The organism is Cobetia sp. Dlab-2-AX (assembly GCF_024124625.1).
In the GTDB taxonomy this organism is placed as follows: domain Bacteria; phylum Pseudomonadota; class Gammaproteobacteria; order Pseudomonadales; family Halomonadaceae; genus Cobetia.
In genome coordinates this window covers 78670-92290 of record NZ_JAMXRV010000002.1, presented here as the reverse complement: position 1 = coordinate 92290, position 13621 = coordinate 78670, and the positions used below count along the sequence as shown (strand labels likewise).

Sequence of the window (13621 nt, the reverse complement as noted above, 5' to 3'; positions counted from 1 at the left end):
GCAGGAATATGCAATTTTCCCCACGGGATGACCAGGCCTTCCATGGCCAGTTCACCTTCAAGAATTCCGACTGCGCCATCCAGCGTTTTCCCTTTCCGTTCCCGGAAGATGAGTATCGTTACTCGGTCAATATCGAACCGCACACCTTGCCGGGCAAGCCAGGTTCCATCACCGAGCACATGCTGGACATCGATGAGCACTATCTGAGCGAGATCGCCGAGCGTGAGCGAGTGCTGGCCAAGGATCCCAGGCGCTGCCTGGTGATGCCGCATATGCAGCCGGCTACCTGGGACTTCCTGGAATTCGTGATGACGCATTACGCCAAGGACTATCCCGAAGCATTTAGTTTCGAGCGCGACGGCGATGATTGCGTGTGGCGCAACCATCTGCTGGGGCTGGAGCAGGCCTTTTGCATGGGTAATGACGCCAGCCTGCCATTGCCGCCGCTGGACTATATCGGCCGTCAGATGCAGGGCGATATCGCGCTGCTCGACCAGCGTGACGGTGACCTCTTCATGGATGCCGGCATGATCACCTGCCCGGCGGACTGGTCACTGGCCTTCGATGCCGGCATGAGCTTCAAGCAGTGGCATGGCCCGGTGCCGCTGGCGCATGAGATGGGCGTATTCGATCGCGCGCTCAAATACCTGTGCGCCATCCAGGTCGGCGGGCCGGTGCGGCGCCTGAACTGGACCATGACCATCCATCCGCGCATGGACAGCTCCCCGGAGACCTATGCCGAGTGGGGCAGTGATCGCACCACCATCACGCCAGAGAATGCTGGGCGTGATGTACATCTGCGGGTCGAGCTGCAGACGCTGGTGCGCATGCCGCGCAGTCATGCGCTGTTCTTCGGAATCCGCACCTATCTGATCAGTCTGGAAGACTTGTGTACCAACCCGGTCTGGCAGACGCGGCTGTTGAAGGTGCTGAAGACTCTTCCGCCGGAGCTGATCGACTACAAGGGACTGACGCGTTATCTGCCCAGCGTGCTCGAGTGGCTGGAAAACCGCGAGGCGAGTGTCGCGGGCAAGGCCGAGGCGCCGGCCCAGGCAGCGGTCTAGGCCACGCTCTCGGCAAGCTGCTTCTGGCAAACCGCTCCTGATAAAGAGCTCCTGATAAAGAGCACTCGGCAAACAACTCTCGGCGCCGAGGGCGTGACAGGGAATGGATCGCAAGCCACTGACCACAGCGCTTGCGAATAACAACAAAGAGGAAACGCTGGTGAATATCGATGTCCTGCAACTCAGCTACGCGCTGGATACGTTCTACTTCCTGATGTGTACCGCGCTGGTCATGTTCATGGCCTGCGGCTTCGCGATGCTGGAATCCGGCCTGGTGCGCTCCAAGAATACCGTCGAGATCCTGACCAAGAATGCGCTGCTCTACGGCATCGCCTGTCTGGTGTTCCTGGTGGTGGGCTACAACGTGATGTATCCCGGCGACAACGCCATCAGCAGCGTGATTCCGGGGCTGTCGTTCATGCTCGGCGCTGACAATACCCTCAGCGACATCAGTGCCGGCGAAGGAGCCGCCTATTACTCCAGCATGGCGGACTTCATCTTCCAGGCGGTGTTTGCCGCCGCGACCATGTCCATCGTCTCGGGGGCCGTGGCGGAACGCATGCGCCTGTGGCCGTTCCTGATCTTCGCGGTGGTGATGGTCGCGGTCATCTATCCGGTTGAGGGTTACTGGAAGTGGGGCGGCGGTTTCCTAGATGCGATGGGCTATCAGGACTTCGCAGGCTCGGTGGTCGTGCACATGGCGGGTGCGGCGGCGGCATTGGCGGCGGTATTGCTGGTCGGTCCGCGCAAGGGGCGCTACGGCGTAGACGGCAAGGTGCGTGCCATCCCGGGCGCCAATCTGCCGATCGCCATGCTGGGCATGTTCATCCTGTGGATGGGCTGGTTCGGCTTCAATGGCGGTTCGATGCTCAAGATCGCCAGTCTCGATGATGCCAACAGCGTGGCGCGTATCTTCGTCAACACCAATGTCGCGGCCTCTGCGGGCATGGTGGCCGCGGCGCTGCTGTCACGCGCCATGTTCGGCAAGACCGACATGACCATGGTGATGAACGGTGCCCTGGCCGGTCTGGTCTCGATCACTGCAGAACCGCTGCTGCCGTCTGCCGGCCTTGCGGTGCTGGTCGGCGCGGTGGGCGGCATCATCGTGGTGCTGTCGGTGGTGGGGCTTGATCGTCTCAAGATCGATGACCCGGTCGGCGCCATCTCCGTGCATGGTTCCGCCGGTCTATGGGGCATCATGGCGGTGCTGTTCTCCAATCCGGATGCGGCCTTCGGCACCCAGGTGCTGGGCACGCTGATCATCTTCGCCTGGATGTTCGGCGCAAGCTTCGTGGCGCTGCTGGTGATAAAGAAGGTCTGTGGTGGCCTGCGTGTCAGCGAGCAAGAAGAACTGGAAGGCATGGACATGCATGAATGCGGCATGGGCGCCTACCCGGAATTCGTCAACATGTCCTCGCCGTCACAGGGGGAAGGCAATGTGTCCGGGCACGCCGGCAAGGCGAGCACAGCGGCCTCGGCTGCGGTGCTCAAGGGGGCGACACGTTGAGCACGCACCCCGGGGGCTGGACTCCCCGAGTGGGGTGAGTCCTGTCAGCATGTGATACGAGAAGGCCCGCCAATTGGCGGGCCTTCTCGTGTTCCGGGGTGAGCGAAGGGGAAAGGAGAGGAAGAGAAAGAATGCCTTGGTATGAACAGGCCGCGATCAGACGGACACGGCGTCAACGGCGGTGCAGCCCGCCCAGTTCGTGGTTGATATGGCGGGCGCAGTCCATCAATGCGCCGCGCAACAGCAGGCGGCGGCGTTCATCGGCCATCATCGCATCGGGCCCTGAGATATTGATGGCGCCGACCAGATGGCCGGTGTGGTCATACAGTCCCGTGGCGATGGCGGTGGCGTAGTCGGAGCGGCTCTCCACCCACCCCTGGCGGCGGGCTTCCTCGATGGCATCCTTCAGGGCAGGCAGATTCTGAGGTGCCGGTGGTGGGTAATCATCTAGGCGGATCTGCCGGTAGAGCTGTTGCAGTTCATCCTCGCCCAGTACCGTGAGCAGAATGCGCCCCATCGCGCTGACATGACACGGCAGTCGGGAGCCGATGGGGATGTTGACCGACATGCGCTGTGCGGCAAAGGCGCGGTAGAGATAGATGGCATCTGTACCCTCGCGGATGCTCAGGTGACACGACATGGTGGTCTGGTCGCGTAGGGTATCCAGGTGAGGTGCCACTACCTCGACCAGGTCACGACTGGCCAGATAGCTGAAGCCTAGCGAGATGACCTGTGGCCCCAGTTCATAGGTATTGCGGGCGATCTTCTTGAGATAACCCATGTCGGTGAGGGTGATGACAATGCGGTAGATAGCCGAGTTGCTGGTACCCAACTCCTCAGCGAAGTCGTTGGTTGTCAGCACCTTGCGACTGCTGCTGAACATCTCGAGGATTCTCAGACCGCGAAACAGCGCTGGCACGGTGTAATCGTTCTCGCGCGATGCCGCGAGCGAGGAAAGTGCTGTCGGGGCGCTCGCGACATCTTGCCCGCGGGAAAGCCACACTTGGGAATCGGACATACCTGGATCCTTTGGCAACGTACGACAGGCGGTGGGCGAAACGCAGTGTCCCCGTCGCGGCCTGTGGGTCAGGCCCCGACGGGGAGCGGGTGGTAAAGCGAGAGGCATCCGCTGGCGGATGCCGATGTCGCGCCGCAATCGCTAGCCGTGATGATGGGCCAGCAGGGCAGCGGCTGTCACTTTCTCGCCGGAGTATTCGCGCATGGCATCGAGCATGACGCCCCATAGATAGTGGCTGGAGGCGATGTCGAACAGCAGGTGGAAGCAGGGACACGCAAGGCTCCCTGCACTGACGATGATGGCATTGGTGCGTGCCACCGATGTCTGGGCGACGCTTCCCGGCGGGAAGGACTCACTGCGCAGGTCCACCCCGCACAGCTTGGCCATCAGCGCGGGCAGGGTGCTGCCGCTCAGGCTGAACCAGGCGTGGGAGTCCCGCCGTGGCAGGGAATGCACGCGAATGCCTTGGGCCAGCGCTTCATCCGCCTGTGCGATGAGCGGCAGCTCGGCCACGCCCGCCTGTGGGCTGATGGCCGGCGCGAGGTGCAGAAACTCACCCACTGACAGCCTGACCAGCCAGCTGTCATCTGACTGAAGCGTTGCCGCATTGGGCGTGCCCGGTACCGTGAAGCCCAGCGAGGCCAGCCAATCGGCGGCGGCGCGGCCGCGAACGCCTGCGCGACCCAGAGCGCTCATGTCGGCGAGCGCGCAGTGACTGAGGGCCGCCGTCATGTCACTTGAGCTGTCGGCGGTCGACGCGCCAGTGAGGCTTTGTGGCAGCGCGCAGCGTGCCAACAGGCTGGCGCTGTTCAGAGGGTCCGTTATTGTTGTCGTCATCTCACAGCTCCTGGCGGACAGACTCGGGATCAAAGAAGGGCAGTGCCACGACGTCGGCCTGGACCAGTACGTCGCCCTGCGTGCGGATGGTGATCTTGCTGTCGGGCGAACTGCTGTCGATACCGACGTAGGCCAGGCCGATGATGGCGCCAAGGGTCGCGCTATACTCGCACGAGGTCACGTTGCCGGTGATGTCGCCGCCGGGCTTGGCGGCGTCTGCGCTCTGCTCACCTCCGCTGAGCACCAGCTGACCTTCCAGCGGTTGCGGGCTGTCCTTGGGCAGCATGAAGCCGACCAGCTTGCGGGTCTGGGGCTGGGCGGAAAGAATATCGATCGCACGGCGGCCGACACAGAAGGGCTTCTTGTGGCTGACCGCCCATTCCAGGCCGATCTCGCCGGGATGGCTCATGCCATCGGTATCCTGACCGATGATGATGTGGCCCTTCTCGAGACGCAGCAGTCGCTGGGCCTCGACGCCGAAGGGGCGGATACCGGCTTCCTTGCCCGCCAGCATCAGCAGATCCCACAGCGCTTCGCCGAAACGACTCGGCACATGGATCTCGTAGCCCAGCTCTCCGACGAAGCCGACCCGCAGCAGGCGTGCCGGTATGCTGCCGGTAGTGCCCAGCAGCTCGGTCTCGATGTGGCCGGTGCGCAGCTCCAGGTAGGGGAAGGCCTCGGCACTTAAATCGATATCGCGGCACACCTTGCTCAGTACTTCGCGGGCCCTGGGGCCGGCCAGATTGATGGCGCAGTAAGCGGCGGTGACATTGGTGATGTCGACATCGAGTCGCCACTGGGCATTCCACTTCAGCATCTGCTGGTAGACCCGGTCCACCCCGCTGGTGGTGGCGGTGACATAGAAGTGTTCCTCACCGAGGCGACACGACACGCCGTCGTCGATGATCACGCCTTGCTCGTTGGCCATGGTGGCGTAACGTGTGCGCCCCACTGGTTGCTTGAGGAAGGCAAAGGTATAGATTCGGTTGAGCAGTTCAGCGGCGTCCGGCCCGCGCAGCTCGATGCCCCCCAGGGTCGAGACATCGATCAGACCAACACCATTGCGCACGGCCAGTGCCTCACTCTGCATGGCGTCATTGCGCTCCTCCGGGCGGCCATAGAAGGCCGGGCGCGCCCAGTGGCCGGCCGGCATCATGGTGGCGCCCAGGTCCAGGTGGCGCTGATGCATCGGTGTCTGGCGGTAAGGGTCGAAACTGCGACCGGCCAGCAGGGGCAGCGGTTCGGCAACGAAGGGCGGGCGTGCGGTGGTCACGCCGGTCTCGCTGACGGTGCGCTGGGTGGCGTCGGCCACCAGACGCGCGGCCGGCAATGCCGAGTGACGACCCTGGGACGGACCCATGCCCAGCGTCGAGAAGCGCTTGACCAGTTGGATGTCGCGATAGCCGTGGCGGGTGGCATTGACGATGTCGCGAATCTGCAGGTCTTCGTCCAGATCGACGAATTCCTTGCCCTTGGGGTGTGCGAACAGCGGCCAGCCATGCTGACGGAAGGGACGTGATGGCGTGACGGCTGGCGGCTCATTCGCCTCAAGCGTGACATCCACGACCTTGCCTGCGGCGGTAAGCCCGGCCAATGCAGACCTGGCGGCACGCTGGCCGTCGGCCATCACGTCCTTGAGGTGATAGAGGCCATTGGCAGAGCCCGCCATGTGCAGGTGTGCCGGCAGGCCGCTGAGGCTGAAGCGTGCATCGTCATCCAGATAGGAGAGTTTGGCGCCCGCCTGGCAGGCCAGCTGGTAGACTGGCATGTAGCCCGCCGTCATGCAGACCAGATCACAGGGGATCACCTCTCCCTCGGTGGCCAGTTCGCCGCGCGCGATGATCTTGCGTACCTCGACGCCCGTGACGTGATGCAGAGACTTCTCCGCCTGCGCCTCGAAGATGGCGTGCTCGAGCTTGAGCGCAATGCCGCAGTGACGCACCGCATCGGCAAGGCTTGGCTCATCGGGCTGAGTGCGCATGTCGAGCAGGGCGACGATGTTGACGCCGTGCTCCATCAGGTCCAGCGCCGCCAGATAGCCATCATCGCTGCCGGTGATCACCACCCCTTGCTTGCCCGGCAACACGCCATAGTGCTGCATCAGGCGCTGGGCGGCACTGGCGAGCATGATGCCCGGCAAGTCGTTGTTGCGAAATACCACTGGCTGATCGAAGGCGCCGCTGGCGAGAATGCACTCCTTGGCCCGCACCTTGTAGAGGCGTTTGCCGCAGATCACCGGCAGGTAGTTGTCGGTGAACCAGGCGTTGCAGGTCGCCTCGGTCATAACGTCGATGCGCGGATGCGCCGTGACGGCCGCACCCAGACGCTCAAGCGTCTGGCTGGCCTCACGTCCTTCGGCATCGAAGCGTGCGTAGGTCAAGGCACCGCCGAGCAGACGGCCCTGTTCGACCAGCAGCACGCTCGCGCCACCCTCGGCAGCCTCAAGTGCGGCCGTCATGCCCGCCGGGCCCGCACCTACCACCACTACGTCGTGGAACAGATAGGCCTTGTCGTGATACTCGCCGCGCACGTCCAGATTCAGCGTGCCCAGACCGGCCTTGCGCCGAATCAGCGGCTCCCAGTACTTCCAGACGCCCTTGGGCTTGTAGAAGGCGCGGTAATAGAAGCCCACCGGCATGAATTTCGAGAACTTGCCCAGCCGCATGTCGCAGTCGTTGTCCAGGCTGCCAGAGACGTTCTGGGCGGTGACTTCAAGCCCCGGGCTGATCTGGCGCTCATCGCCCAGCACGTTGGGCTCATCCGGCAACTGCACCAGGGTATTGGCGTCCTGGCCGGCGAAGGTCAGGGCGCCACGCGGGCGGTGATACTTAAAGGAGCGCGACAGCAGCCAGCGGCCATTGGCGGCCAGGGCACTGGCGATGGTGTCGCCGGAAAAGCCCTGATAGCTCTTGCCGTCGAAGCTGAAGGTCATGGGCGTGTCACGGTCGATCAACCGCCCCATCGGGGCCGGCAGACGTGCGCCGCGGGTCATGGGGACTCTGGCGTTCATGCGCGTTCTCCCGAGCTATCCGTGGTGTGCAGTGGGAACTCCACGCGCTGTGTGAAGCGCTCGGAGGGGTCGAAGGTGCGCAGGATCTCGTCGGTCACGGTGTGCCGCTCGGCGAGGAACCAGTAGCTGGAGGCCGCATGCATCCACCATTCGGTGACGACACCGGCGGTGTTGTCGCTGAAGAAGACGTAGTCGGCCCACTCGCGATCACTGCAGGTATCGGGGTCTGGCATGACGGCAAGTTCGCCGCCATACACGAATTCGCTGATATTTCGGGGCCCATTGAGTGGGCAGGGCATGATCTTCATCGCGGAAATCCTTGACCGTTGTTCTTGTACATCCACCGTGGGGTGCGCATATCCGGGCAGTCATCGAGCCTTGTCGGTCGAGCCGTCGCGAGGCATCAGTGGCTGGCGGCAGTCGCGCCCATCTCGTTGACCTGACGGAAGCGTGCGAAGCGTTCCAGCGCGAAGGGGGCAATCAGGTCTGGGGTCTTGCCGCCGGAGGCGACCAGCTCGGCCATGGTCTTGCCGCAGATCGGCGTCGCCTTGAAGCCCCAGGTGCCCCAGCCGGCATCCAGGTAGTAATTTTCGACGGGGCTCTCGCCCATGATCGGGCTGTAGTCCGGCGTCATGTCGGTCGTGCCTGCCCATTGGCGCATCAGGCGGGCCTGGGACAGGAAGGGGAACATCTCCAGCGCCGCCGCGATCAGGCTTTCCTTGAGATCCAGTGTCGAGCGGGTGTTGTAGAGCGGATAGGGGTCGGAGCCACCGCCGAACACCACCTCGCCACGGCTGGTCTGCTGCACGTAGCAGTGCAGGGCCGAGGAGCTGACGAGCGGATCGAGAAACGGTTTGAACGGCTGGGTGACCATTGCCTGCAACGGATAGCTGATGATGGGCATGGTGAAGCCGGCTTTCCTGGCGAGTACCGAACTGTGTCCGGCCACCGCCTGCACTACGCATCCACATTGCACGGTGCCGCGATTGGTCTTCACCGCACTGATCTTGCCGCCTTCTACCACGAGGTCCTGCACCTCGGTGAGCTGGTGGATCTCGACGCCGCGTTTGGCGGCCTCCTTGGCATAACCCCAGGCAACCGCATCGTGGCGCGCGGTGGCACCATCGATGTGCCACAGGCCCGCCATGACAGGCAGGTGGCCGGGGTCCAGATTCAGGGTCGGTACCAGTTCGCGGATCTGCTGGCGATCCAGCATCTCGGTGCGCCCGCCGAAGTGGGTGTTGACCTCGGCGCGCTGGCGGAAGGCACGAACGGTGGAGTCAGTGTGTGCGAGGGTCAGCTGGCCGCGCTCCGAGTACATGATGTTGTAGTCGAATTCGTTGGACAGTCCCTGGAACATGCGCACCGACTCGCTGTAAAAGCGCACGCCTTCGGGCGTCAGGTAGTTGGAGCGAATCACCGCAGTGTTGCGCGCGGTGTTGCCACTGCCCAGGTAGGCCTTTTCCAGCACGGCGATATTGGTGATGCCGTGATATTTGGCCAGATAGTAGGCAGTGGCCAGGCCGTGCCCGCCGCCGCCGATGATGACCACGTCGTAACGGGACTTCAGCTCCGTGGGCGGGGGGAGGTCGACTTCGGCCGGATACTCGGAGGACAGGCCGTACTTGAGCAGGGAAAAGGGCATCGGTGACTCCCGGTACGCGCAAACGTACCTCTAGTGGTTCAGGTCGACTGACGACGTGCGGCAGTCAGGGTGTTGGCGAGCAGGCAGGCGATGGTCATCGGGCCGACCCCGCCGGGCACGGGCGTGATGGCACCAGCAATCTTGCTGACCGCAGTGAAGTCCACATCTCCGACCAGACGGGTGCGTGCCTTGCCGGTGGGGCTTTGCTCGGCGGACTGCGCGATGCGATTGATGCCCACATCGATGACCACGGCACCGGGCTTGATCCAATCGGCGTTGATCATGTTCGGGCGCCCGACCGCGGCGACTACGATATCGGCCTGGCGGCAGAGTTCGGCGGGATTCTGGCTGCGCGAGTGCAGCTGAGTGACGCTGCAGTTGGCGGCCAGCAGCAGACTGGCCATTGGCTTGCCGACGATGTTGGAGCGGCCGATGATCGCCGCATGCAGTCCGGAAAGGTCTCCGCCACGCTCGGCAAAGGTGTCACGCAACAGGCGCATGCAGCCGGTGGGCGTGCAGGGCGCCAGGGCATCGGCGCCCTGCACCAGCGCCCCGACGTTCATGCGGTGAAAGCCGTCGACGTCCTTGGCGGGGTCAATGGCCTCGAGCACCGCATCTTCTTGAATATGCGTCGGCAGCGGTAGCTGAACGAGGATGCCATGCACTTCGGGGTCTGCGTTGAGCTTGGCGACCAGCGCCAGCAGCTCAGCCTCGCGGGTCTCGTTGGGCAGCACGTGCTCAAAGGATTGCATGCCACATTCGACGGTGCGCTTGAGCTTGTTGCGCACATACACCTGACTGGCCGGGTCCTCGCCGACCAGTACGACGGCAAGCCCCGGTATCACGCCCTGTTTTGCGAGGCTTGCAACCCCTGCCGTGACTTCTTCCAACAGTCGCGCCGAGGCGGCCTTGCCATCGATGACGGCGGCGGTGGGCTGTGCGAGTGTCTCGTCCGTGATCGCGGCGGATGTTGTTGAGATATTCACGACTACGCTTCCTCCTTGTGTGACGGCTGATGATTCACGCGTGGTCTTTCTTGAAGGCTCATGTAGCGCCTGTCTTGAAGATTTTTTTGAAGACCTATTTGAAGATCACGGTGCGATCATTGGCGAGGAAGACGCGGTGTTCAATGTGATAGCGCACAGCATTGGTCAGCGCCTGGGTCTCGGTATTGCGGCCCGCTGCGACCAGGTCATCCGGGGCGAAGTTGTGTTCGACTCGCTGTACGGCCTGATCAATGATCGGCCCTTCATCAAGATCCGCCGTGACGTAGTGGGCGGTGGCGCCAATCAGCTTGACCCCGCGGGCGTGTGCCTGGTGATAGGGCTTGGCGCCCTTGAAGCCCGGCAGGAAGGAGTGGTGGATGTTGATGGCGCGCCCGGCCAGCTTCTGGCATAGCTCATCGGAGAGAATCTGCATGTAGCGCGCCAGTACCACCAGTTGAGTGCCGGTTTCCTCGACGATGTCCATCAAGGCCGCTTCCTGGCGCGCCTTGGTGTCCTTGGTGATCGGCAGGTAGACGAAGCGGATGCCTTCGCGCTCGACCATCGGGCGCAGATCCAAGTGGTTGGAGACTACTGCGGTGATCTGCATGTCCAGCTCACCCTTGCGATAGTGGTAGAGCAGATCATCCAGGCAGTGGTCGAACTTGGAGACCATGATCAGCACCGGCATCTTGTCCTTGCCACCATGGATCTGCCATTGCATCTCGAAGGGCGCTGCCACATCTTCAAAGGCCTGACGCATACGCTCGATATCGCCTTCGGTGCCCGTGTTGAAACGGAAGCGCGCACGCAGGAAGAACTGTCCCTTGTCCTCATCGTCGTACTGCGCCAGTTCACTGATGTAGCATTCGTGAGTGTTCAAGAAGGTGGTGATGGCCGCCACGATACCGGACGTCGCCGGGCAGCTGATGGTGAGAATGAAGTGATCGTCTGAGGTGCAGGTCGCGTGAGGCATTCTGGGCTCCGATGTCGGCAGAGAGGCATTGTTGTTGTGATCTGAAGAGTTTCATTCACTGACGTGTTTGTGGTTCGGTTATTTCCTGTCAGTGACTTAATTTTCTTCTCAAGTAAATAACAATGTTTTTCTGCCGCTGGGTCAAGCCTGATCGACGCGCCGGCCGGCGATAGCACTCATTAAATGAAGACAATCATTCACTGATGAATTTTTACCGCTTTGGGGGAGTGCGGCGCAGGGTGAAACCATGAGGCGGGTGAGGGTGGGACAGGTGTCAGATGAGACACGCTCGTCTCGGGATGGCTACAACTTTCGGATAAGGTGAAAGAAATCGTCATGTCAGGGATCGACAATTGCGAGCTTGAATATCAACACGTTAGTGTCTGCTCATGACAAACCTCGAGGGACGCCCTCCAGGACTCGGTATTCATGCAAGATGACGAGGTAGACACGATGCGCAAGTTGACGATCGCAGCACTGATGGTGGCCAGCATGGCCGGTTCCTCCGTGGCACTGGCCGGCAATCCGACGCTTGAGGCTCATAAGGACAGCGCCAAGTCTCAGTACTCCCAGACCAAGGACAGCGCCAAGTCTCAGTACTCCCAGTCAAAGAACAGCGCCAAGTCATCTGCCAAGTCTCACAAGGCCACGGCAAGCAGCAAGTCATCTGCCAAGTCTCACAAGGCCACGGCAAGCAGCAAGGCATCGGCCAAGACATCACACGCCAGCCAGGCGGCCAAGTCAGCCAAGTCCAGTGCCAGCAACAAGGCGAGCGATACCCATTCTCGTTACCAGAAGAAGAGCTACGCCGACGTGCTCAAGAACGAGCGCCATTGAGGCATGACATCGCTGCCTGATGGCAGCTGAGTGCCCGGGTGATTAACGCCCCGGATGATGAAAGCCCCCCGCAGCCGCTGGTTGCCGGGGGCTTTTGCGTTTCGGCCTCTTTTGTTCAGATCCTGTCTCCAGACGCTGTGGCCAAGCCCTTTGCGCCAAGCCCTTTGCGGTAAAGCACTTTGCGTAAGGCCTTCGTTCCCAAGCCCTTTGCATCAAGCCCTTGGGTCCAAGCTCTCGGATCAGCGCCTTGCCCTCTGGCTCACGATGGCAGGGTGTAGAGAGCGAGTGGATCTCAGCGTTCTCGAAAGCGCGACCTTCAAGACGTGCTGGGTGTCTGTCAGGGAAGACAGCGTCATCGCGTGGTGAAGTGCTCAGCTCGCCATCTTCAAATGAACGTCAATCAGCGGGGGAGAAGGCCACGATAGCGGGGCATCACGGGGCCTGGCGGCCTCGGTGCGGGCCGTTATCGGAAAATATATATGGAGATTCATATTTTCAGATAACAGTGAAATTCGCCTTGTCACGCTCGCTCCAGGGCGTTGTCTTTGGACTGTCATGCGAGCGCATCACGTTCGCAATGCAAGCGTCATCCGATCTTCATACGAAGCGCCTACTTTACACCCGCAGCTGGATCTCGGTTCGAACGAAAAAAAACTCAAGGGGCAGGGAATATGAAGACGCTTGGCTTGGTGGTAGGCGCGATGATGCTGGTTCCTTCGATGGCACAGGCGGCGTTCAGTCTGGATAGCCGTTACAACGACGCCGATGGGGATCTGGTGGCGGATATTCCGACGGATGCCTCACAGCTCAAGGACCCGAGCACGCTGGTATTTGCCTATACGCCGGTGGAAGACCCGGCAGTCTATGCCGATGCCTGGTCTGACTTCCTGGATTACCTGGCCGAGAAGACCGGCAAGAAGGTGCAGTTCTTCCCGGTGCAGTCCAACGCCGCCCAGATCGAAGCCATGCGTGCGGGTCGTCTGCATATTGCCGGCTTCAATACCGGTTCCAACCCGTTGGCCGTGGCCTGTGCCGGCTATCGCCCGTTCACCATGATGGCGGCGGCGGATGGCAGCTACGGCTACGAGATGGAAATCATCACCTACCCGGGGTCCGGCATCGACAAGGTCGAGGACATCAAGGGCAAGGAAATGGCCTTCACCTCCGAGACCTCCAACTCCGGCTTCAAGGCACCGTCTGCCATCCTCAAGGCCGATTACGACATGGTCGCCGGCACCGATTTCACGCCGGTGTTCTCCGGCAAGCATGACAATTCCATCCTCGGCGTTGCCAACCACGATTACGTCGCTGCTGCCGTCGCTAATTCGGTGATGGGGCGTATGGAAGACCGCGGCGTGATCGAGGCGGACCAGATCAAGACGCTCTATACCTCGCAGACCTTCCCGACCACCAGCTATGGCGTCGCCTACAACCTAACTCCGGAGTTGCAGGCCAGGATCAAGGACGCCTTCATGAGCTTCCCCTGGGAAGGCTCCTCACTGGCAGCGGAGTTCTCCGAGTCCGGTGAAGCGCAATTCGTGCCGATCTCCTTCCAGAAGGAGTGGGAAGTCATTCGCAAGATCGATGACGCCAACAACGTTCAATACAACTGCCGCTGAACCCCGCAAGAGGGATCAGGCAGTGACATGACGGGCGTAACGCGGCTTCCCGAATTGATGCCATATGTGGCTGGCCGGGAGGTAGTGAAGGGGCTAGATCGTGAAGGGCCAGGACCCTGAATGCC

11 protein-coding genes are annotated in these 13621 nt (G+C 61.9%); 4 read left to right on the top strand and 7 right to left on the bottom strand.

Annotated elements, in window-relative coordinates; all coding sequences use genetic code 11:
• Positions 1-8: 8 nt before the first annotated feature.
• Together NH396_RS03495 and amt are read left to right on the top strand one after the other, a co-directional pair.
• Complete coding sequence (locus NH396_RS03495) at positions 9-1064, top strand: DUF3445 domain-containing protein (RefSeq protein ID WP_253061701.1); 1056 nt, start codon at positions 9-11, stop codon at positions 1062-1064.
• A gap of 160 nt (positions 1065-1224) precedes the next feature.
• Positions 1225-2571 carry an ammonium transporter gene (gene amt / locus NH396_RS03490; RefSeq protein ID WP_253061699.1) on the top strand — a complete coding sequence of 449 codons (1347 nt, stop codon included), beginning with the start codon at positions 1225-1227 and terminating at the stop codon, positions 2569-2571.
• A 172-nt stretch (positions 2572-2743) separates the two neighbouring features.
• Here the strand turns inward: amt and NH396_RS03485 are convergent, their stop codons facing one another.
• From NH396_RS03485 to purU, 7 genes are all read right to left on the bottom strand, one after another.
• Positions 2744-3589, bottom strand: coding sequence for an IclR family transcriptional regulator (locus NH396_RS03485; RefSeq protein WP_253061697.1), 846 nt, complete (start codon positions 3587-3589; stop codon positions 2744-2746).
• 141 nt (positions 3590-3730) lie between these two features.
• Complete coding sequence (locus tag NH396_RS03480) at positions 3731-4426, bottom strand: hypothetical protein (protein ID WP_253061695.1); 696 nt, start codon at positions 4424-4426, stop codon at positions 3731-3733.
• Position 4427: 1 nt separating this feature from the next.
• Positions 4428-7436, bottom strand: coding sequence for a 2Fe-2S iron-sulfur cluster-binding protein (locus NH396_RS03475; RefSeq protein ID WP_253061693.1), 3009 nt, complete (start codon positions 7434-7436; stop codon positions 4428-4430).
• The gene (locus NH396_RS03470; RefSeq protein ID WP_253061691.1) at positions 7433-7744 is read right to left on the bottom strand and encodes a sarcosine oxidase subunit delta; all 312 of its coding nucleotides are present in this window, start codon (positions 7742-7744) and stop codon (positions 7433-7435) included. Before NH396_RS03470 ends, NH396_RS03475 begins: the two co-directional genes overlap by 4 nt.
• A gap of 95 nt (positions 7745-7839) precedes the next feature.
• Positions 7840-9081 carry an FAD-dependent oxidoreductase gene (locus NH396_RS03465; RefSeq protein ID WP_253061689.1) on the bottom strand — a complete coding sequence of 414 codons (1242 nt, stop codon included), beginning with the start codon at positions 9079-9081 and terminating at the stop codon, positions 7840-7842.
• A gap of 38 nt (positions 9082-9119) precedes the next feature.
• Positions 9120-10061: a bifunctional methylenetetrahydrofolate dehydrogenase/methenyltetrahydrofolate cyclohydrolase FolD gene (gene folD / locus NH396_RS03460; protein WP_253062184.1), complete on the bottom strand. Its 942-nt coding sequence runs from the start codon at positions 10059-10061 to the stop codon at positions 9120-9122.
• A gap of 100 nt (positions 10062-10161) precedes the next feature.
• Positions 10162-11040, bottom strand: coding sequence for a formyltetrahydrofolate deformylase (gene purU / locus NH396_RS03455; RefSeq protein ID WP_253061688.1), 879 nt, complete (start codon positions 11038-11040; stop codon positions 10162-10164).
• A 453-nt stretch (positions 11041-11493) separates the two neighbouring features.
• Here purU and NH396_RS03450 point away from each other — a divergent pair, with 453 nt between their 5' ends.
• The gene (locus NH396_RS03450; protein WP_253061686.1) at positions 11494-11877 is read left to right on the top strand and encodes a hypothetical protein; all 384 of its coding nucleotides are present in this window, start codon (positions 11494-11496) and stop codon (positions 11875-11877) included.
• A gap of 704 nt (positions 11878-12581) precedes the next feature.
• Positions 12582-13496, top strand: coding sequence for a phosphate/phosphite/phosphonate ABC transporter substrate-binding protein (gene phnD / locus NH396_RS03445; RefSeq protein WP_253061684.1), 915 nt, complete (start codon positions 12582-12584; stop codon positions 13494-13496).
• The last annotated feature ends 125 nt before the right edge of the window (positions 13497-13621 follow it).

Bases quoted from the DNA above. Each gene is read 5' to 3' on its own strand.
- NH396_RS03495 (WP_253061701.1), top strand. From the start codon at position 9: ATGCAATTTTCCCCACGGGATGACCAGGCCTTCCATGGCCAGTTCACC.
- NH396_RS03450 (WP_253061686.1), top strand. From the start codon at position 11,494: ATGCGCAAGTTGACGATCGCAGCACTGATGGTGGCCAGCATGGCCGGT.
- phnD (WP_253061684.1), top strand. From the start codon at position 12,582: ATGCTGGTTCCTTCGATGGCACAGGCGGCGTTCAGTCTGGATAGCCGT.
- NH396_RS03470 (WP_253061691.1), bottom strand. From the start codon at position 7,744: ATGAAGATCATGCCCTGCCCACTCAATGGGCCCCGAAATATCAGCGAA.
- NH396_RS03475 (WP_253061693.1), bottom strand. From the start codon at position 7,436: ATGAACGCCAGAGTCCCCATGACCCGCGGCGCACGTCTGCCGGCCCCG.
- purU (WP_253061688.1), bottom strand. From the start codon at position 11,040: ATGCCTCACGCGACCTGCACCTCAGACGATCACTTCATTCTCACCATC.
- NH396_RS03485 (WP_253061697.1), bottom strand. From the start codon at position 3,589: ATGTCCGATTCCCAAGTGTGGCTTTCCCGCGGGCAAGATGTCGCGAGC.
- NH396_RS03465 (WP_253061689.1), bottom strand. From the start codon at position 9,081: ATGCCCTTTTCCCTGCTCAAGTACGGCCTGTCCTCCGAGTATCCGGCC.
- NH396_RS03480 (WP_253061695.1), bottom strand. From the start codon at position 4,426: ATGACGACAACAATAACGGACCCTCTGAACAGCGCCAGCCTGTTGGCA.